Source organism: Neobacillus niacini, assembly GCF_031457145.1.
Lineage (GTDB): Bacteria > Bacillota > Bacilli > Bacillales > Cytobacillaceae > Neobacillus > Neobacillus niacini_J.
In genome coordinates this window covers 67,352-93,013 of sequence record NZ_JAVDVZ010000010.1, presented here as the reverse complement: position 1 = coordinate 93,013, position 25,662 = coordinate 67,352, and the positions used below count along the sequence as shown (strand labels likewise).

Annotated in this window: 32 protein-coding genes; 7 read left to right on the top strand and 25 right to left on the bottom strand. The window is 37.6% G+C overall.

Annotated features, from left to right (window positions below; all coding sequences use genetic code 11):
• Positions 1-139 precede the first annotated feature (139 nt).
• Both J2Y03_RS20505 and J2Y03_RS20500 read left to right on the top strand, forming a co-directional pair.
• Positions 140-313: a hypothetical protein gene (locus J2Y03_RS20505; protein WP_310197565.1), complete on the top strand. Its 174-nt coding sequence runs from the start codon at positions 140-142 to the stop codon at positions 311-313.
• Positions 297-1,655, top strand: a complete 1,359-nt coding sequence (locus J2Y03_RS20500; RefSeq protein WP_310197562.1) for an amino acid permease — start codon at positions 297-299, stop codon at positions 1,653-1,655. The genes J2Y03_RS20505 and J2Y03_RS20500 overlap by 17 nt, the downstream gene beginning before the upstream one ends.
• Positions 1,656-1,694: 39 nt before the next feature.
• Here J2Y03_RS20500 and J2Y03_RS20495 read toward each other — a convergent pair whose 3' ends face one another.
• The 7 genes from J2Y03_RS20495 to J2Y03_RS20465 all read right to left on the bottom strand — a co-directional run bounded on the left by J2Y03_RS20495 (position 1,695) and on the right by J2Y03_RS20465 (position 8,819).
• On the bottom strand, positions 1,695-2,321 hold the full coding sequence (locus J2Y03_RS20495) for a LysE family transporter (RefSeq protein ID WP_310197558.1): 627 nt from the start codon (positions 2,319-2,321) through the stop codon (positions 1,695-1,697).
• 123 nt (positions 2,322-2,444) lie between these two features.
• Positions 2,445-3,479: a glycosyltransferase family 2 protein gene (locus J2Y03_RS20490; RefSeq protein ID WP_310197555.1), complete on the bottom strand. Its 1,035-nt coding sequence runs from the start codon at positions 3,477-3,479 to the stop codon at positions 2,445-2,447.
• Between the two features lie 21 nt (positions 3,480-3,500).
• Positions 3,501-5,174 (bottom strand): DUF6044 family protein, encoded by a 1,674-nt coding sequence (locus tag J2Y03_RS20485; protein WP_310197552.1) that lies wholly within the window; start codon positions 5,172-5,174, stop codon positions 3,501-3,503.
• Between the two features lie 174 nt (positions 5,175-5,348).
• Positions 5,349-5,504: an aspartyl-phosphate phosphatase Spo0E family protein gene (locus tag J2Y03_RS20480; protein WP_310197549.1), complete on the bottom strand. Its 156-nt coding sequence runs from the start codon at positions 5,502-5,504 to the stop codon at positions 5,349-5,351.
• A gap of 146 nt (positions 5,505-5,650) precedes the next feature.
• Positions 5,651-6,049, bottom strand: a complete 399-nt coding sequence (locus J2Y03_RS20475; RefSeq protein ID WP_132096007.1) for a YugN-like family protein — start codon at positions 6,047-6,049, stop codon at positions 5,651-5,653.
• A gap of 86 nt (positions 6,050-6,135) precedes the next feature.
• Positions 6,136-7,482, bottom strand: coding sequence for a glucose-6-phosphate isomerase (locus tag J2Y03_RS20470; RefSeq protein WP_310197546.1), 1,347 nt, complete (start codon positions 7,480-7,482; stop codon positions 6,136-6,138).
• Between the two features lie 173 nt (positions 7,483-7,655).
• Entirely contained in the window at positions 7,656-8,819 is a 1,164-nt protein-coding gene (locus J2Y03_RS20465) for an iron-containing alcohol dehydrogenase (protein ID WP_310197544.1), read from the bottom strand.
• 128 nt (positions 8,820-8,947) lie between these two features.
• Between J2Y03_RS20465 and J2Y03_RS20460 the strand changes: the two genes are divergently transcribed.
• Positions 8,948-9,175 carry a DUF378 domain-containing protein gene (locus tag J2Y03_RS20460; protein WP_132096001.1) on the top strand — a complete coding sequence of 76 codons (228 nt, stop codon included), beginning with the start codon at positions 8,948-8,950 and terminating at the stop codon, positions 9,173-9,175.
• 42 nt (positions 9,176-9,217) lie between these two features.
• On the opposite strand, the gene J2Y03_RS20455 is transcribed toward J2Y03_RS20460, so the two are convergent.
• The 3 genes from J2Y03_RS20455 to yugI form a co-directional block, all read right to left on the bottom strand.
• Positions 9,218-10,507: a Glu/Leu/Phe/Val family dehydrogenase gene (locus J2Y03_RS20455; RefSeq protein ID WP_310197539.1), complete on the bottom strand. Its 1,290-nt coding sequence runs from the start codon at positions 10,505-10,507 to the stop codon at positions 9,218-9,220.
• Between the two features lie 23 nt (positions 10,508-10,530).
• Positions 10,531-11,730 carry an ornithine--oxo-acid transaminase gene (locus J2Y03_RS20450; protein ID WP_310197536.1) on the bottom strand — a complete coding sequence of 400 codons (1,200 nt, stop codon included), beginning with the start codon at positions 11,728-11,730 and terminating at the stop codon, positions 10,531-10,533.
• Between the two features lie 156 nt (positions 11,731-11,886).
• A complete protein-coding gene (yugI, locus tag J2Y03_RS20445) occupies positions 11,887-12,291 on the bottom strand; it encodes a S1 domain-containing post-transcriptional regulator GSP13 (protein WP_132095995.1) in 405 nt (134 codons plus the stop codon).
• A gap of 205 nt (positions 12,292-12,496) precedes the next feature.
• Between yugI and J2Y03_RS20440 the strand changes: the two genes are divergently transcribed.
• Positions 12,497-12,721, top strand: coding sequence for a helix-turn-helix domain-containing protein (locus J2Y03_RS20440; RefSeq protein ID WP_132095993.1), 225 nt, complete (start codon positions 12,497-12,499; stop codon positions 12,719-12,721).
• Positions 12,722-12,914: 193 nt separating this feature from the next.
• Positions 12,915-13,739: an alpha/beta fold hydrolase gene (locus J2Y03_RS20435; RefSeq protein WP_310197531.1), complete on the top strand. Its 825-nt coding sequence runs from the start codon at positions 12,915-12,917 to the stop codon at positions 13,737-13,739.
• A gap of 43 nt (positions 13,740-13,782) precedes the next feature.
• Here the strand turns inward: J2Y03_RS20435 and J2Y03_RS20430 are convergent, their stop codons facing one another.
• The 3 genes from J2Y03_RS20430 to J2Y03_RS20420 are packed head-to-tail and all read right to left on the bottom strand — an operon-like array spanning position 13,783 to position 15,703.
• On the bottom strand, positions 13,783-14,046 hold the full coding sequence (locus J2Y03_RS20430; protein ID WP_310197528.1) for a DUF1871 family protein: 264 nt from the start codon (positions 14,044-14,046) through the stop codon (positions 13,783-13,785).
• Positions 14,047-14,070: 24 nt separating this feature from the next.
• Positions 14,071-14,448, bottom strand: coding sequence for a PH domain-containing protein (locus tag J2Y03_RS20425; protein ID WP_132095987.1), 378 nt, complete (start codon positions 14,446-14,448; stop codon positions 14,071-14,073).
• Positions 14,449-14,506: 58 nt separating this feature from the next.
• A complete protein-coding gene (locus J2Y03_RS20420) occupies positions 14,507-15,703 on the bottom strand; it encodes an alanyl-tRNA editing protein (protein WP_310197525.1) in 1,197 nt (398 codons plus the stop codon).
• Between J2Y03_RS20420 and J2Y03_RS20415 the strand changes: the two genes are divergently transcribed.
• Positions 15,702-16,229, top strand: a complete 528-nt coding sequence (locus tag J2Y03_RS20415) for a hypothetical protein (protein ID WP_310197523.1) — start codon at positions 15,702-15,704, stop codon at positions 16,227-16,229. The two genes, J2Y03_RS20420 and J2Y03_RS20415, sit on opposite strands and share 2 nt — an antisense overlap.
• A 12-nt stretch (positions 16,230-16,241) precedes the next feature.
• On the opposite strand, the gene J2Y03_RS20410 is transcribed toward J2Y03_RS20415, so the two are convergent.
• From J2Y03_RS20410 to J2Y03_RS20400, 3 genes are all read right to left on the bottom strand, one after another.
• Positions 16,242-16,766 carry a superoxide dismutase family protein gene (locus J2Y03_RS20410; protein WP_310197520.1) on the bottom strand — a complete coding sequence of 175 codons (525 nt, stop codon included), beginning with the start codon at positions 16,764-16,766 and terminating at the stop codon, positions 16,242-16,244.
• A 75-nt stretch (positions 16,767-16,841) separates the two neighbouring features.
• Complete coding sequence (locus tag J2Y03_RS20405) at positions 16,842-17,057, bottom strand: hypothetical protein (protein ID WP_310197516.1); 216 nt, start codon at positions 17,055-17,057, stop codon at positions 16,842-16,844.
• Positions 17,058-17,144: 87 nt separating this feature from the next.
• On the bottom strand, positions 17,145-17,885 hold the full coding sequence (locus tag J2Y03_RS20400) for a peptidylprolyl isomerase (protein WP_310197513.1): 741 nt from the start codon (positions 17,883-17,885) through the stop codon (positions 17,145-17,147).
• Between the two features lie 100 nt (positions 17,886-17,985).
• Here J2Y03_RS20400 and kapB point away from each other — a divergent pair, with 100 nt between their 5' ends.
• Entirely contained in the window at positions 17,986-18,366 is a 381-nt protein-coding gene (gene kapB / locus J2Y03_RS20395) for a kinase-associated lipoprotein KapB (protein ID WP_132095980.1), read from the top strand.
• Between the two features lie 38 nt (positions 18,367-18,404).
• On the opposite strand, the gene kapD is transcribed toward kapB, so the two are convergent.
• From kapD to J2Y03_RS20350, 9 genes are all read right to left on the bottom strand, one after another.
• Positions 18,405-19,025: a 3'-5' exonuclease KapD gene (gene kapD / locus J2Y03_RS20390; RefSeq protein ID WP_310197511.1), complete on the bottom strand. Its 621-nt coding sequence runs from the start codon at positions 19,023-19,025 to the stop codon at positions 18,405-18,407.
• A 175-nt stretch (positions 19,026-19,200) separates the two neighbouring features.
• On the bottom strand, positions 19,201-19,584 hold the full coding sequence (locus J2Y03_RS20385; RefSeq protein ID WP_310197509.1) for a hotdog fold thioesterase: 384 nt from the start codon (positions 19,582-19,584) through the stop codon (positions 19,201-19,203).
• Between the two features lie 112 nt (positions 19,585-19,696).
• Positions 19,697-19,942, bottom strand: coding sequence for a hypothetical protein (locus J2Y03_RS20380; protein ID WP_310197506.1), 246 nt, complete (start codon positions 19,940-19,942; stop codon positions 19,697-19,699).
• A 609-nt stretch (positions 19,943-20,551) separates the two neighbouring features.
• Positions 20,552-22,060 (bottom strand): leucyl aminopeptidase, encoded by a 1,509-nt coding sequence (locus tag J2Y03_RS20375; RefSeq protein ID WP_310197503.1) that lies wholly within the window; start codon positions 22,058-22,060, stop codon positions 20,552-20,554.
• A 116-nt stretch (positions 22,061-22,176) separates the two neighbouring features.
• The gene (locus J2Y03_RS20370) at positions 22,177-22,794 is read right to left on the bottom strand and encodes a 3D domain-containing protein (RefSeq protein WP_310197500.1); all 618 of its coding nucleotides are present in this window, start codon (positions 22,792-22,794) and stop codon (positions 22,177-22,179) included.
• Positions 22,795-22,927: 133 nt separating this feature from the next.
• A complete protein-coding gene (locus tag J2Y03_RS20365; protein WP_132095968.1) occupies positions 22,928-23,251 on the bottom strand; it encodes a YuiB family protein in 324 nt (107 codons plus the stop codon).
• Positions 23,252-23,418: 167 nt separating this feature from the next.
• On the bottom strand, positions 23,419-23,547 hold the full coding sequence (locus J2Y03_RS20360) for a YuiA family protein (RefSeq protein WP_310197498.1): 129 nt from the start codon (positions 23,545-23,547) through the stop codon (positions 23,419-23,421).
• 156 nt (positions 23,548-23,703) lie between these two features.
• On the bottom strand, positions 23,704-24,195 hold the full coding sequence (locus J2Y03_RS20355; protein WP_132095966.1) for an NUDIX domain-containing protein: 492 nt from the start codon (positions 24,193-24,195) through the stop codon (positions 23,704-23,706).
• Positions 24,196-24,275: 80 nt separating this feature from the next.
• Positions 24,276-25,493 (bottom strand): NAD(P)/FAD-dependent oxidoreductase, encoded by a 1,218-nt coding sequence (locus tag J2Y03_RS20350; protein ID WP_310197494.1) that lies wholly within the window; start codon positions 25,491-25,493, stop codon positions 24,276-24,278.
• Between the last annotated feature and the right edge of the window lie 169 nt (positions 25,494-25,662).

Sequence of the window (25,662 nt, the reverse complement as noted above, 5' to 3'; positions counted from 1 at the left end):
ATTTAGCCCATGATTATGTAATTAATTTAAAGATGCCAACAAAAACCTAAATTCCTCTTATGAACTGGCTGAATAAGTTTTTGGAGTGAGTGTATCTTAACATATAGAAAGACATTAGAAAGGAAAAGAGGGGATGTAAATGGTAAACCAGAATTTTGATAAATTTAGAAAAGAACAACAGGAACATCAAGGTGTGTACCTCGGTGGTGCCAAACAGCAAAGCAGGAAAAATGACCCTGAATATAACAACCAAGAAATTACGGATAAAGCGGTAGGAGCCACCGGGAGAAATATAAATGGGCAAAACGAGTAGCGGAGCAAAAGAAGAAAAAAGCGATATGAAGTGGTGGCAGCTTTCGTTATTTGGGATAGGCTGTACAATCGGCACCGGGTTTTTCCTTGGTTCTAGTATTGCCATTAAAATGACTGGACCTGCCATTCTAATTGCTTTTATTCTTGCTGCCGCTGGAACATATCTTGTCTTCGATGCTCTCGCAAAGATGACCGTTAAAGAACCGCTAAAGGGCGGCTTTCGTTCTTATGCCAAAAAAGCTTTTGGCAGATGGGCTGGCTTTAGCAGCGGCTGGGTCTATTGGGTGTCAGAAGTATTAATTATGGGCAGCCAAATGACCGCACTTTCCATTTTTTCGCGATTTTGGTTCCCTAATGTTCCATTATGGTTATTTGCTGGTGGCTATGCGCTTCTAGGTCTTGTGGTCGTTCTTATCGGAGTCAGTATCTTAAATAAATTAGAGAACGTTCTTGCCATCATAAAAATAGCGGCGATTTTAATGTTCGTTATAATTGCGCTATTGGCGATATTCGGAGTCATTGATGGAGAAAAGCCGATTCAATACCCAAATAGCAGAAAGGATCTCATTCCACATGGTGTTCTAGGATTGTGGTCGGGAGTCATCTTTGCCTTTTATGCATTTGGAGGAATTGAAATATTAGGCTTAATGGCCACCCAATTAAAGGACCCTAAGGAAGCTCCTAAGGCTGGTAAGGTGATGTTGTTCACTCTAATGATTATCTATATTCTTTCCATCGGACTGGCTGTTTTTATGGTCCCTTGGAATAAATTCAATGGTGATAAGAGTCCATTTGTTAATGCATTAGATAATTACGATTTAACTTTTATCCCCCATCTTTTTAATGGAGCATTGATTATTGCAGGATTTTCAACCATGGTTGCCTCGCTCTTTGCTGTTACTAGCATTCTTGTTACTCTTTCTGAAGAAGGAGATGCACCTGGATTGTTTTGCAGACAAGGAAAACTAAAAGTGCCGTTACCTACTTTGCTCATTACCGTATTAGGAATATCTGTTTCCATTGTGTCTGCATTATTAATGCCAGGACATGTTTATGAGTATATTACAACCGCTGCCGGGCTAATGCTTCTTTATAATTGGATTTTTATCTTAGCCTCTTCATGGAAATTATTAGAGGTCACAGCGAAGGATAAAATAAAATATTCAATTGGGATATTGTTAATCTTAATTGCCGTAAGCGGAACATTATTACATAGTACAAGCCGGCCCGGCTTCTTTATCAGTCTAGCCTTCATCGGAATTATCGGCTGCATAACCTTACTGATGAACCTCAAGTGGAAAAAGAAAAAAGGAAAAGTACTTAGTCCTTGGCCTACCGCCTAAAACATTGATTGCCAGCGATTCTTTCGCTGGCTTTTTGGTCTATCCAAATAATACGGTAAAGGCTTGATAGCCGAAGTAAATTCCGAATCCAATCAATGATATTCCTGATAAAAGTGAAATCCCTATGAGCAGCTGTGGAGTTAAATATTTTCGAAAATTGCTTGATATACCAGCCATCGTAAGATCCCAAATTAGTAATCCAATAAAGATGGCACTGCTATATACAATTAACTGACTCGTGTCATATGTTGCAGCGGTCTTAGCTAGAACAGATCCATATATTCCCAGCCAAAATAAAATGGTTAACGGATTAGAAATGGACATAAAGAAACCAGAAAAAAAGGATTTTACAAGTGGTTCTTCCATTCTTTTTCCTACCATCTCTAATTTATTTGCGGAAAGCATGGTCTCAATACCTGTATAAATTAGAACAAAACATCCGAATAGCCATAAAAAGGTTTTCATAAAAGGAGTTTCAAGGAAATGCACAACCCCAAAATAAACGATTATCATATAAACTCCATCTGCTATGACCGCTCCTACCCCAATAAGCCATGAATGCATAAAACCATGCCGTATCCCCTTATCAATTTGTGCAGCATTTATAGGACCAATAGGAGCAGCAAGCGACAATCCCAGCAAGATATAACTTAAAAATACATTCATTCAAATCTCTCCTCTGAATTGAATAGAAGCCTGTCTATCAATTTTATTCAGGAAAGATGGGTTGTACCACTTTTTTATAAAAAGAGAGTCTTCTTTTTAACAAAAGAAAACTCTTTAAATGAATTAGGTTGTCTCAGATACTTTTCTATGGTCCATTTTATAAAACTCCTCCTCTTCATTGTTTCTAATTAAATGATGTCGTGGGATTGGCATAGAGAAGGTATCAATATCAATAATAAACTTGGGACGCTGTTTTGATTCTTTATAAATTTTTCCGACGTACTCGCCAATTAAACCAATTGCAATTAACTGCAAACCGCCAATCAACCAGATAGAAGTAATAAGTGAGGTCCAGCCTGTCTGCGTTTCACCTAACATCTTTAACATCAAAAAGTATAGGCCAAATAGTATGCTTAGGAAAAAGGAAACAAATCCGATAAATAATACAAATCGAATCGGTGAAACCGAAAAAGATGTGATTCCATCAAAGGCAAAGGAAAGCATTTTTTTTAACGGATATTTAGTTTCACCTGCCTGCCTCTCCTTTCGATCATAGTAAACAACATCAGACCGAAATCCAAGGAGTGGCACAATGCCGCGTAAAAAGAGATTTACCTCTTTAAACCCTTCTAACTCAGTTATCGCTCGTTTACTCATTAGGCGGAAATCAGCATGATTATAAACAAGGTCGACACCCATTCTTTTCATAAGCTTATAAAAAAATTGAGCAGTATGACGCTTAAAGATTGAATCCGTATCCCTGCGCTTACGAACACCATAAACAATCTCATTGCCTTCATTAAATTTATCAATAAATTCGCGGATAATCTGAACGTCGTCCTGCAAATCGGCGTCAATGGAAACAACACAATCTGAACCATCCTTTGCAGCAAACAACCCAGCTAACAATGCATTTTGATGCCCAACGTTTCTTGACAGTTTTAAACCGCGGACATGTTCATTTCTTAATCCAGTTTTATAAATGATCTCCCATGTTCGATCCTTACTTCCGTCATCAACCAACAAGATTCGAGATCGGTTTGAAACGATCTGTTCACTTGTTAACTGTTTTACGAACTGTTCAAGCTGATGAATAGTGTCAGGTAAAACTTCTTCCTCATTAAAACAAGGCACAACAATCGTTAGGACAGGTTCCATAGCTGTAATAACCCCCGATGTTTACAAAGTCTTGTACAAATAAATCTTCCATACAGAGCTTTTCGATTCAAAAACTTTATCTAGCGCTAGTTGTTTTTCCTCTGCATTGGTAATGGGAAGGGCGGATAGTATGTATTGACCACCCATCTCTTTAAATACAGAAGTATTTAACTGCAAGTTATTTAATTTTCTTTTGGAGTCCTTCTTTATCATATATCTTTTACCAAGCTGTGCTGTAAAAATATAACAGCGTCCACCCCATTCATCAAAATACTTACGAATGGTTATGTTTTTCGCTAATTCTGACTCAATTATTTTCCTAAATCTGTGCTTATAGGTTAAGGGGTAAAAATTATTATAGGTATCAATGGTATAAAAACCATTGTACTGGGATATGGCAGGATGAATTCCAATACTAGCTACCCGGTAGTTTTCTTGTTCTTGTCCAATATGTTCTTTTATCTCTGCAAATAATTCCTCTGCATAAAATTCTCTTACGGATGGCTTTTTCTGATAGATAATTTCTTCATTATATAAACATAATAAGAGAATTTGTAAGATGGCAAACCCTTTCGCCGTCTTGGCCCAGCTGCGGCCTTGGAGTGATAAAATTTTTAATGCCAGAGCAAACCCAGAATAAATGACTAGTGGTCGTAAAAAGTGATAACGAGCAAAATTAAAGGTGTTCATAAAATGAAATTTCTTCGTTAGAGGTAACCAACCTTTATAAAACCAAAAGGCGTACCAAAGAGATAACAAGAAATTCAATACAAATAAAAATATGAAAAGTTTTTCTTGTTTCCATAGTCTTTTTGAATAAACAAAATAAATGGCAATAAACGTAATAGGTAAAATAAATAGACCGTGAACAGTCATCACATGCGTATGGCCTAACACATAGTTTTTAATAGTTAGCCGAACTGCTTGCAAGAAAGGTAAGTAAGCGTGAAAATATTCATCACGGCTATTTAATTCTGTAGAAAATAAAAAGGAATAGACCAACCGATATTCAACGAGCATAAAAAATATTGTCATATAAGCTATAGACATTAGGAACCGAAGATTCCACCCTTTCCCCCGGACAACATCCACAAGCCAAAAGATTCCCATTGCACTTAAAAAAAAGAAAAAACCTAAAACAACACTAGCGTAAAAAGGGATTAGGGTAAGGACAAGATAATCCTTCTTTGTACCCACACCATTGCGAATATTAAGGAAGGCCCATAGTGCTAGCGGCATCCCTAGAGTACTTAGCATTCCAGAGGGCCAAAAGGGTGTTAATGCAAAGGCAAGCGATGCAGAAATTTGGAGAAAGGTCCAATTTTCACCATGGAGAAAATGCTTTTTTAATAGTAAATACATCCCTAAAAAGGCGACAACCCTTGTTAATGCCTGACTGAAACCATAAGCAATCATGGTTGGAAACAACGCATAGAGCCAAACGATAATGCTATATTCGGTTCCAAATGTATTTCTTGGTACACCATTAATTATTTGGGGGATCACAGCATTGACATCTCCAAACATTTGACCGCTTCTGGCAAGAACTTTATACCATGCTATATTCGAGTCCAAGTTATCATGAACACGGATATGAGCGTTTTCTTGGAGAATAAAAAGTGGGGATAGATATAAAGCAATGATAAGTAAGGCAAAAATAATTAATCTAAGCTCTTTTTTCTTATCTGTAACCACTCATTCACACCTCGTAATAACCTTCTTTCATAACCTACTTCGTTTAATAAAGTTTGCATCTGCAATGGAAATTATTCCTTTTTACCAATGTTTTATGTCCGAGTAGAGAATAGTCGAGCTAAAAAAATAACCTTCCGGCTTAATGGAAGGTTATTTGCTGCATTATTTAATGGGTTAGCTGTTTTTTTCGTATACATTCAAAAGAAGGTCGAGTTTTTGGCTGCATTGAACAACATTTGGGTTTGAATATCCATATTGTTGTGCTAAGTCAATCATTTCAACCCTCGTTTTTTCAATGTCAGATAACAAATAGTTCATGCTCGTATTCATAGCTCAACCTCTTTTCATGTTAATAACATATTTATATTATTAACCTTAATTAAAAAATTTTCACTTTAATACAAGTAGTTACCTCTAAAAATTATTGTACCTTTGGTGAACATTATACTAGTACAATATTCTCATGATGCGATGGATTATTCAATACTTAAGATAGATTCAAGTTCTTTAACAAGTACCTTGCCAGTTTCAATATATTGCTCAGGAAAACTGGCATCTTTATCAACTGGTTCTGAGAACTGATTCATAGTACCTGCGTCACCAATATGGTCATCCAGCCCAATTTGATACTTATGAGACAATAGGAATGGACGTCCTAGCTCAACAGTACAATTTCGTGCATCAAGCTGACCATCTATAGCTGAGAACGGAAGCCTTAGAAACTGATAACCCACTTCATCATTTATTTTGTAGTCAAAGGCACCATGGTCATAATCCCAGTTACCGCCGATTGAATAACCAATTGGTTTTAGTTTTTGTTCCAGCTTATACAAATCAAATTGTTTACCTTCTATACTTGATGGTATTTCAATCAATCTTTTCGCCCCCTTTATCATAGTTTTCCCAAAATCAATAAAAAATAGAGTACTGATTTTCTCAGCACTCTACTTTTTATTTCATATTAAAGTCTTTTTTCAAGCTCGGCCTTCTTTTCTTCAAATCCTGGCTTACCTAATAGGGCAAACATGTTGACCTTATAAGCCTCAACTCCTGGCTGATCAAATGGATTCACACCTAGTAAATATCCACTCATTGCACATGCCTTCTCAAAGAAATAGACAAGATAGCCAAATGTATATTCATCTTGTTCAGGAATGGATACGATTAAGTTTGGAACTCCACCATCAGTATGGGCAAGCATGGTTCCTTGGAACGCTTTATTATTTACGAAGTCAACGGTTTGTCCGGCAAGATAATTTAAACCGTCTAAATCACTTTCTGCACTTTCAATCGTTAATTCATGACGAGGGTTCTCTACCTTAATCACTGTTTCAAATAAATCACGGCGACCTTCTTGTACATATTGTCCAAGTGAATGGAGATCAGTTGAGAAGTTCGCTGATGAAGGATAGATCCCTTTTTGGTCTTTTCCTTCACTTTCTCCAAACAATTGCTTCCACCATTCAGAGAAATATTGAAGTCCAGGCTCATAATTGATCAGCATTTCAATGGTTTTTCCTTTATTATAAAGAGCGTTTCTAACGGCAGCATACTGATAAGCAGGATTTTCTTCTAGTTCGGAATGGCTAAAATCCTCTTGTGCTTTTGCTGCACCTTGCATCATCTTATCAATGTCAGCACCACTTACAGCGATTGGAAGTAAACCAACAGCTGTTAATACGGAGTATCTGCCGCCGATATCGTCTGCGATAACAAAAGATTCATATCCTTCTTCATTCGCTAATGTTTTTAAAGCGCCTCTTTCGGCATCAGTTGTTGCATAAATTCTCTTCCTTGCTTCTTCCACACCGTATTTTTCCACAAGCATTTTGCGGAAGATTCTGAAGGCGATGGCTGGTTCAGTTGTTGTACCTGACTTTGAAATGACATTAACCGAAAAGTCTTTTCCATCAAGAAGATCCATAACATCTCTCATATAAGTAGAACTTATGTTGTTACCGACAAAAATAATTTGTGGGGTTTTACGCTTTTCTTTTGGAAGAACATTGTAAAAGCTATGCTGTAACATTTCAATTGCTGCTCTTGCTCCTAAATATGAACCGCCAATCCCAATTACGAGCAGCACATCAGAATCAGATTTAATTTTATCCGCCGCCTTTTTAATACGGGAAAACTCTTCCTTATCATAGTTTGTAGGAAGGTCAATCCATCCCAAAAAATCACTACCTGCTCCCGTTTGCTCATGCAGGGAATGGTGTGCTACTTTAACGGCGTCTCGTAAATATGTAATTTCATGCTCTGCAAAAAAGGCTAACGCTTTTGAATAATCAAAACGTATGTGGGTCATGAATGCAATCCTCCAATATTTTATTTTCATTACTCACTTTAACCAATGCTGGACAGATAATCAAGAATCGTCTCCTATTGTAAGCGTGACCATTTTCGTCAAATTATTTACATTGTTCAAAATTTGTCGAAAAAAAGAAAACAAGTACACGTAATGTACTCGTTTCTGCTGTGTTACAGTGATTCACGATAAATCGTTAAAACATCTTCTCTATTTAATTTCGTAAAATTCCCGAATGCACCGTAAACCATTGCCTTGTCAGCCATCGACTCAATTTTGCTGTCATCAATATCATAATCTGCTAAGCGTGTAGGTGCTCCAATAGAATTCCAGTACTCACGTAATTTTTTAATTCCTTCAAGGCCAGCTTCTTCCGCACTCTTACCTTCAGGGTCTACGCCAAACACTCTTACAGCCAGCTGTTTAAAGCGCTCTGGTTTCACTTTAAGATTATGCTTCATCCAGTGCGGAAATAAAATCGCAAGACCGCCTCCATGCGGGATATCATATACGGCTGATACGGCATGTTCGAGGTTATGGGTGGCCCAATCTCCGCGATATCCCATATTTAAGATGCCGTTTAATGCCATTGTTCCACTATAAAGGATTGTTGCTCGATGTTCATAACTTTCAAGGTTTTCAAGCAATTTAGGTGCTGTTTCCATTACGGTAATAAGTAATGATTCACACATACGATCCTGGAATAAAGTATCTTCTTCCAAGTGAAAATAGTGCTCTAATACATGGGACATCATATCGACAATTCCATAAATGGTTTGATCCCTTGGAACGGAAAAAGTATGTACAGGATCTAAAATAGAGAACTTCGGAAAAGTAAATGGACTTCCCCATCCGTATTTTTCATTCGTCTCCCAATTCGTAATAACTGATCCTGAATTCATTTCTGAACCGGTAGCAGCTAGGGTCAACACTGTTCCAAATGGAAGTGCATCTTTTACCACTGCTTTTTTAACGACCAAATCCCATGCGTCACCATCATACTTAGCACCGGCAGCTATTAACTTGGTACAATCGATTACACTTCCACCGCCAACAGCTAAAAGGAAATCAATTCCTTCATTTTTGCAGATTTCTACCCCTTTACGAGCAGTGTTGACACGAGGATTTGGTTCAACCCCAGACAACTCATAAACTTGAGTTCCAATTTCATTTAACAATTGGATTACTTTGTCATATAGACCGCTTCGTTTAATACTTCCTCCACCATAGACGACTAGCACTTTCTTCCCATACTGAGGAATTTCGTTTTTTACCTGCTCAAGCTGACCTTTTCCAAAGATTAATTTTGTAGGATTCCAAAAGGTAAAATTTTGCATGTTTTGCACCTTCCTTTCCATACCCCATTATTATTGAAAAAAATATATTTTGCAAAGGTTACGAATGTATATTTATGCCTTATTATTAGCAATCTATAAATGAAAAAATTTAATAGGAGGAATGTATTTTGAGTACAATTCAAAGAATTGCTCTAATTCTTACCATCATCGGTGCTATTAATTGGGGATTAATTGGTTTTTTTGGATTTAATTTAGTTTCAGCCATTTTCGGTGATAATACAGCACTATCAAGAATAATATATGGCTTAGTTGGAATAGCTGGACTTATAAATCTTGGTCTTCTTTTCAAGCCTAATGAATCCTATGTAAGAGAACCGGAAACTAGTCGTCGTTAAAGGAATATAAAAAATCCTTGCAAGTAATTTTGCAAGGATTTTTTATATCCAACCCCTAAATTCTGAGGCTTCTACCATTTTTCTTACCCCCACCATATAGGCGGCGATACGCATATTTACATTTTTGCTTTTAGATGTTTCGTATACCTGGTGAAACGCACGAATCATTTTTTCGTGTAATTTATTTTTTACCTCATCTTCATCCCAATAATACCCTTGCTTATTTTGAACCCATTCAAAATAAGAAACTGTAACTCCCCCAGATCCCGCCAAAACATCGGGAACAAGGAATATACCGCGTTCAGAAAGTATTTTTGTCCCCTCTATTGTTGTGGGACCGTTTGCTGCCTCCACAATAATTGAGGCTCTAATATTATGAGCATTCTTAGCGGTAATTTGATTTGAAATCGCCGCAGGTACAAGAATATCACAGTCTTGTTCAAGCAATTCCTCATTGGTAATCGTTCCGTCAAATAGGGTTGTAACTGTTCCAAAACTGTCGAGGCGACTAAGTAAATACTCAATGTTTAGACCATCCGGGTTGTAAAGAGCACCATATACGTCAGAAATCCCAACAATGATTGCTCCCGATCTATGCATAAATTTTGCAATGTAACTGCCAGCATTGCCAAAACCCTGAATAATGATACGCGCTCCCTTAATCCGAAGTCCTCGTATTTTTGCAGCTTCTTCAATGCAAATAGCTGCTCCCAATGCCCCTGCTTCTTCTCTGCCTTCTGAGCCACCAAGGACCAGCGGCTTTCCTGTTATAAAGCCAGGAGAGTCGAATTTTCGGTGTCGGTTGTACTCATCCATCATCCAAGCCATAATCTGAGAATTTGTATACATATCCGGTGCCGGGATATCTTTGGTTGGACCGACAATTTGACTTATGGAGCGAACGTATCCTCGGCTTAAGCGTTCAAGTTCACTAAATGAAAGGGCCCGGGGATTACAAATAATACCTCCCTTTCCTCCACCAAAAGGAATATCTGCAATTCCACATTTCATGCTCATCCACATGGCGAATGCCTTTATTTCATCGTCATTTACCTTGGGATGAAAACGAACACCACCAATCGTCGGTCCTACGGAATCATTATGTTGTACCCTAAAGCCGCTAAAAGTTTTGACAGAACCATCATCCATCCGAACGGGAATCCTGACATGCAGCGTTCTCAATGGTTCTTTCAATAGTTCAAACGCTGCTTCTGGAAGTCCAAGTCTATTTAACGCATCATGAATAACAGTCTGCGCTGAAGTAAGTAGATTTAAGGACTCTTTCTCTTTATCATTCTCACTTACATATTTTGTTACATCGTTCTTCCCCATTTTGGCACCTCAAGTTTTTTCATTTAGCTTAGCACTTTTTTAATACGTTCAATAGCCCAATCCAATTCAGCTTTACTGATAATCAGAGGAGGAGCGAAACGAATCACCGTATCATGTGTTTCCTTACATAATAGCCCTTGTTCCTTTAATTCCTCACAATATTTACGAGCCGGCTCCGTTAATTCTACTCCGATAAACAATCCACGGCCTCGTATTTCCTTGATCCTTGGATTACGAATTTCTTTTAATTTGCTTACAAAATATCCACCTAATTCCAAAGATTGATCAGCGAGCTTTTCATCAATCAGCACATCCAAAGCTGCGATCGATACCGCACATGCCAGTGGATTTCCTCCGAAAGTAGAACCGTGTGATCCTGGATTGAAAACACCTAAAATATTATTATTTGCCACAACACATGAGATGGGAAAAACACCTCCACCAAGCGCTTTACCTAGTATGTACATATCTGGCTCAATACCTTCCCACTCACATGCAAACATCTTTCCCGTACGAGCCAAACCAGCTTGGATTTCATCTGCAATAAAGAGAACATTGTTTTCCTTACAAAGGGTGAAAGCCTCTTTCATAAATCCTTCAGGAGGAATAACAATTCCAGCCTCTCCTTGAATGGGTTCGATTAAAAATGCTGCAGTATTGGCAGATATGGCCGATTTTAAGGCTTCTAAATCTCCATAAGGAATAAGTTTTATTCCCGGAAGCATTGGTCCGAAACCACGTTTATATTCCGCCTCAGATGACAAGGAAACCGCCGTCATCGTTCTCCCATGGAAATTACCTACACAAGCAATAATTTCCGCCTGGTTTTCTGCAACACCCTTTATATCATAAGACCAACGACGTGCTGCTTTAATTGCTGTTTCGACTGCCTCAGCACCTGTATTCATGGGAAGTGCCATTTCTTTTTTCGTTAATTTGCAAATCTTTTCATACCATGGACCTAATTGGTCATTATGGAAAGCACGAGAAGTTAACGTGACCTTATCTGCTTGATCTTTTAATGCCTGAATGATTTTTGGATGGCGGTGGCCCTGGTTTACTGCAGAATATGCACTTAACATATCCATATATTTATTGCCCTCAGGGTCCTCTACCCAAACTCCTTCAGCACGTGAAATAACAATAGCTAGTGGATGATAATTATGTGCCCCATATTTCTCGGTTTGTTCAATTAATTCCTCTGTTCTCTTTTCGGCTGCCATAAATCCTTTTCCCCCCTTTAAAACTGTGAGTTATGTATATACCTATTGTAGCCGAGGCGGCAAAAAGAATGAATGGATAAAGAAAAAACTTTTTTAAAAGAAAAAAAGGCCCAGTCCCAGCAAATAATTGCTTGGTTCTGACCTTTTCATCTTTTATTACTTCTTAATTAAGTCTTCACGCTGAGATTGGTCAATCCACTCTTGAAGCTTATCTTTTAATGTGTTAAAGCCTTGTTGTCCATCAACTTCAGGTACAATCGCAGCTGCTTGACGCTTACGAGGTTTCTTTGGTTTAGCAACAGCCTGTTGAACAGGTGCTTCTTCCGTTGCTCGGATAGATAAACCAATTTTCCCAGCATTTTCATCAATTGATAATACTTTTACCTGCACTTCATCTCCAACTTTAAGATGCTCATTTATATCCTTTACATAACCATGTGTAATTTCTGAAATATGCACAAGACCCTGTGTATTTTCGTCTAATGCTATGAACGCACCATAAGGTTGAATTCCTGTTACTTTACCTGTTACGACACTTCCAGTTTCGATCTTTTCTGTCATGAAAACACTCCTAAGAAATAAGTTATTTTATCTTCTATATACGCAATAAGAAATTATAGCACATTGTAAACATTTAATCAAAAAAGGTTTTCCTAACGAGGAAATTGAAATCGTTAACATAATGTTCAACTAGGATTTTTCCTAGAAAAAAGAAATTTATGTTAAAATAAAGTGAGATAATGTCTGAGTAGGAGAGGTGATCCGTATGAACACGATTGGAAGTACAATCAAAACGTATCGGGAACATTTAAAGATGACAAAAGAGGAGCTTGCACAAAAAATTAGAGTAGGGATTCATACTATCGATAAATATGAATCCGGCGAACAAATCCCAAGCAGTCAAACACTTCTAAAATTATCTACCGCTCTTGATATCCCTGCTTCTGAACTATCATCAGACCAACTTGATAAACATAATAAATTTTTGTAAAGTCTGTATAAAATAATCGATAAAAGGAAATCATTAACTTATAAGCTTTCTAGTATTCCCCCCTTTTTTGAAGTGGACATCCAAATTGGTATGTCCTCTTTTTTTTGGAAAAAAATTTAATAGTAAGTGTGAAATAAGTGTTTACTGGAGAAATTATGATAACCAACATATAAACAGAAGGTGGGTTACCTACGTGGAAGAGAAAGTTTTTTATCGTCATCAGCTAGTGAATGATATCAATATTTACTATGAATTTTATCCAAACCCTAATTCTCAAAAGACGCTAGTACTTCTTCATGGATTTCTTTCCTCCACCTTTAGCTATCGACGGTTAATCCCTTATTTAAACAAAGAATATCAAGTTGTTTCCATTGACCTACCTCCATTTGGGAAGAGTGGGAAGAGTAACAAATTTGTTTATTCATACAGGAATCTTGCTCAAACGGTTATCCAGTTAGTTCATTCACTTGGTTTACAGGAAATCACACTTATTGGCCATTCAATGGGCGGGCAAATTGTCCTTAATATCCTGCATATACAGCCGGATATTGCCGAAAAGGCCGTTCTGCTTTGCAGTTCGTCCTATTCAAAACGTTCAAAAATACCTTTAATCATCGGAAGTTATATTCCATATTTCCATTTATATGTTAAGTTTTGGCTGGCCCGGTCAGGTGTAGTGCAAAATCTTCAGAATGTCGTTCATGACCATTCCTTAATAAGTGACGAAATGCTATTTGGTTATTTACAGCCTTTTTTAAAGGATGAAATTTTTCTGGCCTTAACAAGAATGATTCGTGACCATGAAGGTGATCTCCCAACTGGAGCACTCAGCCAAATTGCTCATCCATGTTTATTAATTTGGGGGGAGTATGACAAGGTTGTCCCACTGTCAGTCGGAGAGCGTTTGAAACAAGATTTAGGAAGGTCTGAACTGGTTATTTTAAGGGAAACTGGTCATTTAGTTCCAGAAGAACGACCTGAGGATGTATTCCAGCATATTAAGCAATTCTTAGCCTAAAAAACGACAGCGGCTTAAGATATCCTTAAGCCCGACTGTCGTTTTAAATGGTACAGGAGTCGTTATCCTTGATGGCTAGAAGCTGCTTTGCCACTGTTAAGCATTGAATCATTGGTATGGTCTTTTCAAAAGAAAATTCATAGATGCTTTGAATTCTTGTGGCTAAATCTTCTGGTTGGTCTAACTCATGTATGGCTTGAATGGTATCGGCAATTTCAGTGTCATAATTGCCGTTTTTTATATTAAAAGGATCCCATTCGTTTAACACATCTACAAATTGCAGATTCGTTTTCATTTCACTTTCCATATCACTCACTCCTCTCCCGCTTTACTATTTCAGAACATATTCTGCAAGCACAGTTTGGAGTTCATAAATATTTAAGTTCTTATTAAATTGTTTTTGCAGTGGGAGTGCATTACCTGATATCCAGATTTTTAATTCAGCATCCAAATCAAAGCTTCCTGCAGTCTCAATACTAAAATGTGTGATACTTTTATAAGGTATTGAATGATACTCCACTTTCTTTCCTGTTAATCCCTGCTTGTCCACCAGAATTAGCCGTTTATTAGTAAAAATAAATAAATCTCTAATTAATTTATACGCTTTTTCAATTCTTTCATTCACAGCAAGGATTCTAGCGAATTCCCTTTGTGCTTCAGAAGGGTTTACCTCTGCCGCATTGCCCATCATACCATCAAAAAATCCCATAATTCCACCACCTTTTCTAGCCTTTTACTTATTATACTACTTATGCCTTCTATTATTTTTATTTACCTTGAATTTTCTCTAATAAATGTTGCAGCATTTGGTCCGCCGATATTAAGGCATCTCCGCCTCCTTGTGCAAAAGAATCACTGCCTCCGCCCTTACCATTAATCATAGTTAAGGCATCCCCTACTATCCCTTTCATACTTACCTTTTCTGATGAGCCTCTTGCACAAACTAGCTGTAACCTATTCTCGTTTTGAGAAACAAATAACACGATAGCATTTTCATCTTTAGTTAGGACAATTCGGGCTAATTTCTGTAGTTCTTGCACAGTTCTGTCTTGAAACACTTCACTAACAATATTTTTTTCTATAGAATTTTTCAGCAAGTCTCTAGCCTCAAAATAAAGGATTTTTTCTAATGTTTGTTCCAGTTCTTTCTCTGTGTTTTTACTAGACTCTAGAAGGCGAATAACACTTTTCCCCATATCTTTTTCAGGTGAATTAAGAAGTTTCGTTAGTTCATTAAGCACCTTGTTTTTTTGACTTAGCTGCTTAATCACTCTACTTCCACAAACAAATTGTACACGAGTCTTTTTCTTTTGCTTTTCCCAGTCCAATATTTTTATTGCCTGTACTTCCCCGGTGGCTTTCGGATGTGTTCCGCCACAGCCGTTATAATCAAAGTCCGGAATGATTACTAGCCTTATATCCTCTTTCACTTTTGTTTCTTTTCTCAAAGGATAGCGAGATAATTCCTCTTCAGTTACCCATTTCACTTCAATAACCCTATTCTCTATAACTATTTGGTTAGCCAGTTGTTCAGCCTTTTCAGCCTCTGTTTCTGTTAGACTTTCTGTCTCTAAATCAATGGTTAGAATTTCATTGCCTAAATGGAAGCCCACCGTCTTGTAGTCAAAAAGGTTATCAAAGGCAGCAGAAAGAATATGCTGTCCAATGTGCTGCTGCATATGATCGAATCTTCTATCCCAATCGATCATACCTTGCACTGAAAGCTTTAAATCATCTATTTCGCTTTCGAGATAGTGGCGGATTTCCCCTTCAACTTCTTCGACATTTAGTACTCTAATGTTTCCAATTGTACCCACATCATGGGGCTGGCCGCCGCCTGTTGGATAAAATGCTGTTTGATTCAATACAATATAGTCATTTCCATGCTCATCTTTTCCTTGTGTAACTAGTTTTGCTGTGAATTCTTTTATGTAAGGGTCTTGATAAAATAGTTTATTTATCATGCGTGAATGGCTCCTAGATTATTTTTTTAAAAAAGCCTGTCTCCTCAATTATGAAGAAACAGGCATGTTTCGACTAATTTTTCTATTTATTTTTTCCGCTGACCATGTCCTCCCATTTGTGGATAGCCCTGCTGGTGGCCTCCCATTTGCGGGTATCCGTGCTGGTAGCCTCCCATTTGCGGATAGCACTGGTGATGGTGGCCTCCCATTTGCGGATAGCCCTGGTGATGGTGGCCTCCCATTTGCGGATAGCCCTGGTGATGGTAGCCTCCCATTTGCGGATAGCCCTGGTGATGGTAGCCTCCCATTTGCGGATAGCCCTGATGTGGATAGCCCCCCATTTGCGGGTAACCCTGGTGTGGATAGCCTCCAAAATACTGTCTTTTTGCCATTATTATCGCCTCCCTCCAGTCTATTTGCTAGTGTATGCATGACTATTGGGATACGCTTAGATAAATGCCTTAGGATAATACTTTCTCATACAAAAAAGGCTGTCTCACCTAAGAGAAAGCCTAGTATTCGGTGATACTAATCGCCCTTATTTCTTTTTATCCTTGGAGATTTCACCGCATGCAATCCTAGCACTAGAATTTCCGTCAGGCTGGGTCATACCATCATCTTTTTGTGCATTAATGACAATGGTTGTTCCCTCTTTTGTAAATAGTGACTTTTTCACACCTTCTTTTAATGTTACATTTCCGGCTATTAATTCTGCTTTTACCGAACCGTCACCTTTAACAATTAAATTAGGAAGGTCGCCTGCATGCGAGCCCTTTGGATGCAAAAGACCATGCTTTTTATCATCGGGATTTAAATGTTTACCCGCTGATTTAAAATCCGGAGCTTTACATTGACCTTTATCATGAATGTGAATGGCATGCTCTCCTGGAGGAAGCTCGTATAATTTCACATACATTTTTACTCCACTGGACACCTCTTGCATGGTGACGGTTCCAAGAGAATCTCCCTTATCATTTAACATTTTAACATCAAGTTTTGTAATTTCCTTTTCGAAACAACCGCTGAGCAGGATAAACGGAAAAATCATCCAAACTCTTTTCATAAGTATCCCCCTAAGATAGACATTTTGTCATAGTATCAACTTGGGGCGAACACTTTATGTAAAAAAAGAAACAGCCTAATGTTCACTGTTTCCCGGACTATGCTGTTGAGACATTAATTTTTCTTCGAGTTCTTTTGCTTTTTTAGCTTCCTTCTTTGAGACCTTGATAATAAACCGCATCGTTAGTATGGCACCAATCATAAAGATAATAAACGTGATAGCAGCTGGTCCGTACTCAGATTTATCTTCAGGGAAATATAAAAATAACGATAATACAAATGGCTGAAACATCATTTTCTCCTTTTCTTTAAAGGAATATCACTAATGATTAATTATAGCAACAAAAAAAGTTTCCTGCCATTAATTGATTTTTGAAGGTTACTGCAATACCTTAATATCTTTAATAATCACATCTTCTTCTGGTTTGTCCTTAGCGTCGACAGGAGTCTCAGCAATTTTATCAACAACATCCATTCCCTCTAGTACCTGTCCGAAAACCGTATGGCGCTGATCAAGCCAAGGTGTGCCTCCCCTGTCTTCATAGGCTTCAATAATTTCATTTGGAAATCCCGCTTTCTCCATTTCGGATTTCATTGCTGGATCTACTGATTTTTTCTGCACGATAAAGAACTGACTGCCATTCGTATTTGATCCTGAATTAGCCATTGATAAGGCACCGCGTAAATTATAAAGATTATCTGAGAATTCATCCTCAAATGGCTTTCCATAAATACTTTCTCCACCGGTTCCATCACCATTCGGGTCACCGCCCTGAAGCATGAAGTCATTGATTACACGGTGAAAAATTAGCCCATCATAATAACCTTCCTCGCTATGCTTCACAAAATTTTCTACTGCTTTTGGAGCATATTCTGGAAATAATTTAATTTTTATATTCCCCATTGTTGTTTCTATTTCAACGAGCTTTTCATTTACAGAAACTTCATTTGAAAGTTGAGGATAAACTGCGTTTGCCACTTGATCGTTCCCTTCCTTTTCCTCAGTTGTTGGAGCAGTACTCTTAGGAGCTGCTTCCTCTTTCTCCTTGCTTGTCCCACATCCTGATAAGACAATAACTCCCATTAGCAATACGAACACAAATTGCAAAATCTTTCTCATTTAACATCCCTCCATTTTATTAATTTAACCGATATTTTTGTTTTTTGCATCTTGTTTTTTTATATAATAATATAAGGATAGGAATGGAGGAGGAAACTTGATGTCAGAATTACCGATTGGCGAAATAGTTACCGGAATTTATAAAACGGGGAAATATATTGGGGAAGTTACCGAAGTTCGTCCGCAGCATTACTTAGTCAGAGTGTTAGCGGTTGTTAAGCATCCAATGCAAGGTGATTTACATCATCCAAAGGAAGCAGAGGTACTAATTTTCCATGAAAGAAAGGCTCTTTCCTATCGAGAGCAAGCCAATATCCCAAAGCAAATGGTAAAGCCTTTTAAGGACGAAGTGCCTGACTATCTCGATTCACTAAAACAAGCAGTTGATAAAATGAAAAATGAATTAACTGAGACTGCAACCCCTTGGGCTGATATGAGCTTAAAAAGCATTGCTTCTCTAGAAAAGGATTATTTTAAATAAATCATAAAAGGCCAAATCAGATTGAATGATTTGGCCTTTTATGCGAATTCATTTAATAGTTTTGAAAAATCAATGCGGTCACCAATTGTAGTTGGTTTAGGTTTTTCTAAATAGCGTTTATCCTTTTCAACCAGTCTGAATATATTGTAGGTAGTCAGCGCGTCATCTAGCGCCCTATGATGCCTTCCTGTTCCTTCTTTTCCATATTCCTGAACAGCTTTCCATAATCCTGTTTGATTTTGATCGCCAAAAAACCGTTTATATTCCATAGATAAATCCAATTCAGTGGCTTTAAAAGGAAATGACACACCAGCTTGTAAACAATTGTGACGAAGAACCTTCATATCCATATTACCCCAAGTGACGATGGTAGTTTCATACTGATTATTGAATTCTCCTAACTTGCGAATGAGTTCATAAAATGAAATCCCCTGGTCAACCTGCTGCTGTGAAATATGTAAGAATGATTTACAGCGTTCAGATAGAATTGGGAATTTAAGTGGTGTTACATAGGATGAGAATTGCTCTGTAATTTGATCATCAACAACTGCAACGAGTCCAACCTCGATAATTTCTGCGTAAAATTCTTTCATTCGGACATTTCGTTCAGGCATTGTAAATTCAAAATCAATAAAGATAGTTTGTCTCTTTTCCTTCATTCTTTCACCACCTTTTCCAACCATTTTCTTACTACCATTATATAAAGAAACCTGTACAAAGTATTGTACTAATTCTCTATATTTCTTACATTATATCACGAAATTAACATAAATTTTTTAAATATTTTATCAATTTACTTAAAAAAAGATGGAATAATCCCATCTTTTTCAAAAATTACTTTTTCCGTTTTATAACTGCCATTGTGCACCTTGAAATACAAATGAGACGGTCTTGTTCATCGGTTATTTTGATATCCCAAACCATGGTTGTTTTCCCCTGATGCAGGATTGTCCCTACCGCTGTTACCGTTCCTTCGGTGACAGCGCGGACATGGTTAGCGTTTATTTCTAAACCAGCAGCGCCTTCTGTTTCTTTATCGACCAATTCAAATGCACCAATACTTGCGACTGTTTCTGCCAAGGCAACAGAAGCACCCCCATGTAACAAACCAAATGGCTGGCGTGTTCTTTCGTCGACAGGCATTGTTGCGATGACTTTGCCAGGTTCTAAATGGGTTATTTCAATACCTAACGCCTCAATTAATGTATTTTTTATCATTCAATTCTTCCTTTCGATTTCCATTTATGTATCTGTATATTCTCTTTCTATAGCGTATTTCCTTTAATTTTATAAAAAGAAAAAACAGCCTCGAAAGCTGTTTTTAAACATCTTAATAAAAACCAGGGGACCCGAATCCAGGGTAACCATAAAATTTATTGCCATAGAATTGGTTTCCATAAAATTGGTTCCCATTGAATGGAGGTGGATATCCATAAAATGGCTGAGGATAAAAAAGAGCACTTCCTAATAGCCCGCCAAATAGCCCGCCAACCAAACCACCTAGAAATGGCAATCCAAATCCAAAACCAATAAATCTTTGATTACGAGCGGGATAGGGGCTTCGATAATGATACATATAATAAACCTCCTTTTTCACTATACTTGCCTACACTATTACATATGCAAAAAGAGAGGAGATGGGTTGGGCAACCAGAAATGAGGAAGCGCCCGTTTGTCATTTGTGATATATAAACTTGGTGTTCGAAACAAGAGCCCATTACTATTATTCTTTAGGGTCTTGAGCTAAAGGACAAAGCTATTTATCGCCATACGTGTTTTGTCCTTAAGACCCCTTCTTGAAGACAAATCTATTTGTCGCCTTTCGTGGTTTTGTCCTCAAGACCCTTTATTGAGGACAAATCTATTTGTTGCCTTTCGTGGTTTTGTCTCCAATACCCCTTCTTGAGGACAAATCTGTTAGTTGCCTTTCGTGGTTTTGTCCTCAAGACCCTTTATTGAGGACAAATCTATTTGTTGCCTTTCGTGGATTTGTCCTCAATACCCCTTCTTGAGGACAAATCTATTAGTTACCTTTCGTAGTTTTGTCCTCAAGACCATTTATTAGTTTCATTAGCCGATACCCCACCAAAGTTACGAAATCAAACAGCACACGAAATGTTAAATTCGTGTGCTTTACTTTACCTCTTAGAAATCCAATTCATGGATCAAATAAGGTTTTATGTTTTTATTTTACGATTGGTTCAAAACGTTCAACGAATAAAGCTAGTGTCCTGGTCATAACACCTGTTGCGCCTGCAGGACCTAGATCGTGTTCCTTAGAAGTAGTAGAAGTTCCTGCAATATCTAAGTGCACCCAAGGAGTACCTTCTGCAAATTCACCAATAAAAGCACCGGCCACGATCGCATGCCCTTCACTTCCAGGAGAATTATTTAAATCAGCCACTTTACTATTTCTTACCCGTTCTTTTTCTTTCTCGAACAATGGTAATTGCCACATTGGCTCACCTGCTTCCATCGATGCTTCTAGAACTTGTTCGTATAAAGTTTCATGATTCGTCATTGCACCTGTGGTGTGTAATCCTAGTGCTGTTATAACCCCTCCAGTTAATGTTGCCACATCCACTAAATATTCTGCACCATGGTGCTTAGCATAGGTTACAGCGTCGGCTAAAACAAGTCTGCCTTCCGCATCTGTATTTAACACTTCAATCGTCTTCCCACTCATGGAGGTAATCACGTCATCTGGCTTAAAAGCATTACCTGAAATCATATTATCAGTGGAAGGAATAACCGCAACAACGTTTTGTTCAGGTTTTAATTCACCGATAATTTCCATTGCTCCCAGAACTGCAGCAGCTCCGCCCATGTCGGTCTTCATCCCTACAATGCCTGCTTTGGTTTTGATGGAATAACCGCCAGTATCGAAGGTAATTCCTTTTCCAACTAATCCAATGACGTCCACCCATTGTTCTTTACCTTGATATTTTAACACAATCATCTTAGGCGGCTCGGTTGATCCTTGGTTAACAGCAAGGAATGCGCCCATTCCCAACTTCTCAATCTCTTCTTTATCAAGTATTTCTACTTCAAAGTCATATTTGGAAGCAAGCTTCTGTGCATAATCTGCCATGTCCTTTGCTGTCAGCAGGTTACCTGGGATATTTACCAATGTACGCGCAGAGTTGGTCCCGTTTCCAAAGGCTAGGCCCACCGTTAAAGAAGCCTGAATTTCCTCTTTATCCATACTCTCACTAAAGATGGTAATATTTTCAATCTTCTTCTCCGGTTCATTTGACTTTTGCTTGTATCCTTGGAATTGATAGGTGGCTAAAGCAAATGATTCACTAATTGCATGTGCCGCTTCTAGTCCATTCACGGACTCTGTAGTAAAGGTATCTAAAAGAATAGCAATTTCTTGAAGCTTGCTAGCTTTTAAAGCTTTATACGCCTTTCCTAAAGCCTCACTCAGCTTTTCGAAGCTAAAGTCTTTTTCTTTTCCAAGACCGACAAACCAAATTCTTTTTGCAGCTATCTTACCGAAACTATGTACTTTACTAATATTTTTTAACTTGGCTGAAATATCACCGGCTTTGACAAGCTCTGTTAATTGACCATCGAATTGTTCATCCAGCTTCTCTAATTGTCCGCTAAACTTCTCAGGTTTATCAAAAAGTCCAATAATCAAGCCTTCATGAGCTTCTGAATAGTCAATTTCATTCTTAACATCAAACATCGTCTTTCCACCTCCGTGTTAATTACCTATATATTATATCGGAAAAATGAATATATTTCGACTTACTAAGTAATTCCTACTTTTCAACAATAAAAATAGCAGGCTCTAGGCCTGCACTATTTTCTCTCAGAAGAAATATACTGCTGACGGAATACCTGCATGGTTTTGTCTTCATTTAATGCCTGTAACTCCGCTTCGGTCAGTTTTCCTTTTCCTTGTTCAATGATATATACATCGATTTCCTTTTTCCCCCACTTATTATAAACATCCTCAACCGTTTCATAATAAAGGTCGACTTTATTTCCCTTAATAGCGCCGCCTTTATCAGCAACAACCCCGTAGCCATATTCGGGTATAAAAAGAATGGTTCCAATCGGAAAAACCGATAAATCCGCTGCTACTGTAGAATATAAGTCTCGTTTTACTTTTACACCAGAATAGGTAATTCCATACTCAGGATGACTTTCATTTTTTCCTGTCGATTCAAAACCCGCTGTATACCCTGTTGCTATTACAGTTGTTTTCGGATATTTTGACCAATCAAAGGCTTCCTCTAATGGTGGAGGGGTCTCATTGACTGTTTGGCTTGATGCAGCATGTACCTCCATCTGTAGCACTTGTTTAATGAAGAAATTTAGATTAATACCTGTAATCGCTTGAAAGGTCACGGATAAGGCAAGTAAAAAAAGCAAAGTCATCGTAAAACGTTTTATCCAATTTTGCGTTTTATTCATTAAAATTTTTCACTCCTCCCAAAATATTCATTTCCTAACTTGCACGGAAATATTCAAAAAGGAGTAAAAACGAACAAAAAAAAGACCTTTACCTGAGGTTAAGTCGAAACCGACTTAACCCTGGTAAAGAATCTTAAAACATTTGATATCCATTTTTTCGTAACATTTTTATTGTAACACCAGCTGCAATCGCTCCAGCCAGCCCGCTAAGCAATATGAGAATATCAGCCGTAGCTAATGATCCTAACTTTTGGCCAAGCTCTTGAAATGCCACTTTACTATTTGTAAGGTATTCAATAAACTTTACTTTATCAACAATAAATATAGCAATGATTGGATAAATAATTGCCATGATCCAAGACATTCTTAAAAGCATATTTAGAATAAAACCAATACCAAAAAATAACACAAAGAATAACAAGATGGATATGATTAAAACAACAATGCTCATTTGCATGAAAATACCCCCTTTACACATCAATCATAATTTTACTGTTTGTCCAATCGGGAGTCAATCCTTACAAACCCTTTTGTAGTTCAAATTGATTGGAAAAACCGCAAAAAAATAGCTTCCCGAAGTTTCTCGTGGAAGCGTGCTCTAGTGGATATCAGAACCACTAATGACTACTGTTCTTGTTTCTTTCCTGATCCCTCGCAGCAGGTACATGTTTCAGAACCCCCAAGCAGTAATTGAAAATACCCGGTACCTGAACAATAATCACAGGTTTTAGTATCCAAGCTAGTCGCTTTCATCCAAATCATCTCCTTGAAATATTATTTAAATTTTCTGATAATATATCAAGAATCTCACAAAATGAAAAGGACGATATTCAATCAAAATGGGTTAAAAAAACGGATACATCCTAAATTTTCTTTCATTTCCTAACCGTCACTTAAATTTTCTAAATATTAAAAAAATATTTTATAAGCGCTATACTTAAACTGATCTCCAGGGTTTAGACCATCATAACCAGGTATGGTCACCGTTTTATCTAGATTAATTAGGTAATGAAGCAAAATAGAAGCATCTTTTTCTTGAAGGAGTTCATCAGGTGCAATAAATTTTGCCTCATATAGCTCATTATCCTGATGCTTAATAACTCTTTCTTCCAGTGGTTCTAATAAAAATACGAGCAAATTATCACTAATTTCTTCCGAAATAACACCCGTTCTAAGTCCAATTAAGCCTTTTACAGTGCAATCAATTCCTGTTTCTTCTTTAACTTCCCTAATCACAGCCTCATCAGCCGTTTCTCCCACATCTACAAAACCAGCTGGAAGTGACCATTTCCCTTTCAGTCCGCCATATCGCTTTTTTACAACCAGCCAATGCCCCTCAGGTGATTTAACTAACCCACTAACCGCTAACCATACCTTGCCCCTTTTTTCTTGATTGCTCATAAGAACCCCCCTCGTCAAACTATTTATGTAAATTGTAACAAAAAAAGGACAGATTTCTCTGCCCTTTTTTAATTTACTATTTAAAAAACGTTAAATTTACCCTTTTTCAATACAAGTCCAGCTCCGCCAATCATGAATAGTGAACGATTGTCGACTACCTTTTTCATGAAGGATGCTTTTGCACCTGTTACCTTCTTACCGAATACAACACCAATCGCATCGTCTTCACCAAGTGAGCAAACAGTTCCTTTATTATCAAACGTAAAAGTCTCAAGATCAGCTTTATTGCGGATTAATGCTGCTATGTTGCGAGCAACTAATTCACCTTGTTGCATGGCAATTTGTGCAGTTGGTGGATAAGGACGGTTGATTTCTTCGTTAATAACAAGAGAGCTGTCACCAATAATAAACACGTCATCAAAGCCTGGCACACGAAGGTCTGGCTGTACTTTGACACGACCTCTCATCGCTTCAAAACCAGATTTTTCAATAATGGAATTTCCACGTATACCCGCTGCCCAAACAACCGTTTCAGCGTTAATCATCCTTGGTTCATCTTCACCCTTCGCAACAAGAACTCCTTCAGGTGTGCATTCCTTAATGGCAGTACCAATTAAGAATTCTACCCCTTTACGTTCCAATTGTGAAACTGCATAGTTTACAAGTTCCGGGTCAAATCCAGGTAAAACCGTTGGTGCTGCCTCCACACAAGTTAATTTCACTTTGTGGAAATCAACATCATATTCATGGCAAAGCTCTGGAATACGGTTTGTTAATTCACCTAGAAATTCAATTCCTGTAAATCCGGCACCACCTACAACAATTGATAAGCGGTTATCATTTTTTTCTTCTTCCATATTGTACGTAGCAAATTGGTATTCAATATGCTCTCGTAATTGACGTGAAGAGTTAACATTGGTGATTCCAAATGCATACTCTTTTAAACCTTTAATTCCGAAGGTTTCTGATTCACCACCAAGTGCAATCACAAGGTAGTCATACTCAACCTCGCCTTTTTCTAAAATTACCTTTTTCTCATCTTTATTAATTTCAACCACTGTATCCTGTACAAAATCAACTTTACTACTATCAATTACACCACGAATGTCATAACGTACACGGTCATGATGAAGTGTGCCTGCAGAAGCCTCATGCAGCCAAGTTGTTTCATAATGGTAATCATTTTTATTAATTAATACAATATCAGCTTCATTCACTCCAACAAGCTTTTGCAACCGTACAGTTGTCATAAGCCCGCCATACCCCGCACCAACAATAACTATTTTTTTCTTTCTCAAAGTGATCACTTCCACCTTTTTATTATATTTTGAGTAATATACTTGTACTTATCTTCCTCTGCTTTAACATTTTTATTTTGTGTATGAGGAAAAAAGTATGTGATAAAATTCACGTAAAGGGACACAAAACTGTTCTTTTTTCGTCACAAAAATTTAACATCTACATCAA

Excerpts from the sequence above, each read along its gene's own strand:
- J2Y03_RS20505 (WP_310197565.1), top strand. The coding sequence starts at position 140 with ATGGTAAACCAGAATTTTGATAAATTTAGAAAAGAACAACAGGAACAT.
- J2Y03_RS20500 (WP_310197562.1), top strand. The coding sequence starts at position 297 with ATGGGCAAAACGAGTAGCGGAGCAAAAGAAGAAAAAAGCGATATGAAG.
- J2Y03_RS20495 (WP_310197558.1), bottom strand. The coding sequence starts at position 2,321 with ATGAATGTATTTTTAAGTTATATCTTGCTGGGATTGTCGCTTGCTGCT.
- J2Y03_RS20490 (WP_310197555.1), bottom strand. The coding sequence starts at position 3,479 with ATGGAACCTGTCCTAACGATTGTTGTGCCTTGTTTTAATGAGGAAGAA.
- J2Y03_RS20480 (WP_310197549.1), bottom strand. The coding sequence starts at position 5,504 with ATGAATACGAGCATGAACTATTTGTTATCTGACATTGAAAAAACGAGG.
- J2Y03_RS20470 (WP_310197546.1), bottom strand. The coding sequence starts at position 7,482 with ATGACCCACATACGTTTTGATTATTCAAAAGCGTTAGCCTTTTTTGCA.
- J2Y03_RS20465 (WP_310197544.1), bottom strand. The coding sequence starts at position 8,819 with ATGCAAAATTTTACCTTTTGGAATCCTACAAAATTAATCTTTGGAAAA.
- J2Y03_RS20455 (WP_310197539.1), bottom strand. The coding sequence starts at position 10,507 with ATGGGGAAGAACGATGTAACAAAATATGTAAGTGAGAATGATAAAGAG.
- J2Y03_RS20450 (WP_310197536.1), bottom strand. The coding sequence starts at position 11,730 with ATGGCAGCCGAAAAGAGAACAGAGGAATTAATTGAACAAACCGAGAAA.
- yugI (WP_132095995.1), bottom strand. The coding sequence starts at position 12,291 with ATGACAGAAAAGATCGAAACTGGAAGTGTCGTAACAGGTAAAGTAACA.
- J2Y03_RS20440 (WP_132095993.1), top strand. The coding sequence starts at position 12,497 with ATGAACACGATTGGAAGTACAATCAAAACGTATCGGGAACATTTAAAG.
- J2Y03_RS20430 (WP_310197528.1), bottom strand. The coding sequence starts at position 14,046 with ATGGAAAGTGAAATGAAAACGAATCTGCAATTTGTAGATGTGTTAAAC.
- J2Y03_RS20425 (WP_132095987.1), bottom strand. The coding sequence starts at position 14,448 with ATGGGATTTTTTGATGGTATGATGGGCAATGCGGCAGAGGTAAACCCT.
- J2Y03_RS20415 (WP_310197523.1), top strand. The coding sequence starts at position 15,702 with ATGCGTGAATGGCTCCTAGATTATTTTTTTAAAAAAGCCTGTCTCCTC.
- J2Y03_RS20420 (WP_310197525.1), bottom strand. The coding sequence starts at position 15,703 with ATGATAAATAAACTATTTTATCAAGACCCTTACATAAAAGAATTCACA.
- J2Y03_RS20410 (WP_310197520.1), bottom strand. The coding sequence starts at position 16,766 with ATGAAAAGAGTTTGGATGATTTTTCCGTTTATCCTGCTCAGCGGTTGT.
- J2Y03_RS20405 (WP_310197516.1), bottom strand. The coding sequence starts at position 17,057 with ATGTTTCAGCCATTTGTATTATCGTTATTTTTATATTTCCCTGAAGAT.
- J2Y03_RS20400 (WP_310197513.1), bottom strand. The coding sequence starts at position 17,885 with ATGAGAAAGATTTTGCAATTTGTGTTCGTATTGCTAATGGGAGTTATT.
- kapB (WP_132095980.1), top strand. The coding sequence starts at position 17,986 with ATGTCAGAATTACCGATTGGCGAAATAGTTACCGGAATTTATAAAACG.
- kapD (WP_310197511.1), bottom strand. The coding sequence starts at position 19,025 with ATGAAGGAAAAGAGACAAACTATCTTTATTGATTTTGAATTTACAATG.
- J2Y03_RS20385 (WP_310197509.1), bottom strand. The coding sequence starts at position 19,584 with ATGATAAAAAATACATTAATTGAGGCGTTAGGTATTGAAATAACCCAT.
- J2Y03_RS20380 (WP_310197506.1), bottom strand. The coding sequence starts at position 19,942 with ATGTATCATTATCGAAGCCCCTATCCCGCTCGTAATCAAAGATTTATT.
- J2Y03_RS20375 (WP_310197503.1), bottom strand. The coding sequence starts at position 22,060 with ATGTTTGATGTTAAGAATGAAATTGACTATTCAGAAGCTCATGAAGGC.
- J2Y03_RS20370 (WP_310197500.1), bottom strand. The coding sequence starts at position 22,794 with ATGAATAAAACGCAAAATTGGATAAAACGTTTTACGATGACTTTGCTT.
- J2Y03_RS20365 (WP_132095968.1), bottom strand. The coding sequence starts at position 23,251 with ATGCAAATGAGCATTGTTGTTTTAATCATATCCATCTTGTTATTCTTT.
- J2Y03_RS20360 (WP_310197498.1), bottom strand. The coding sequence starts at position 23,547 with ATGAAAGCGACTAGCTTGGATACTAAAACCTGTGATTATTGTTCAGGT.
- J2Y03_RS20355 (WP_132095966.1), bottom strand. The coding sequence starts at position 24,195 with ATGAGCAATCAAGAAAAAAGGGGCAAGGTATGGTTAGCGGTTAGTGGG.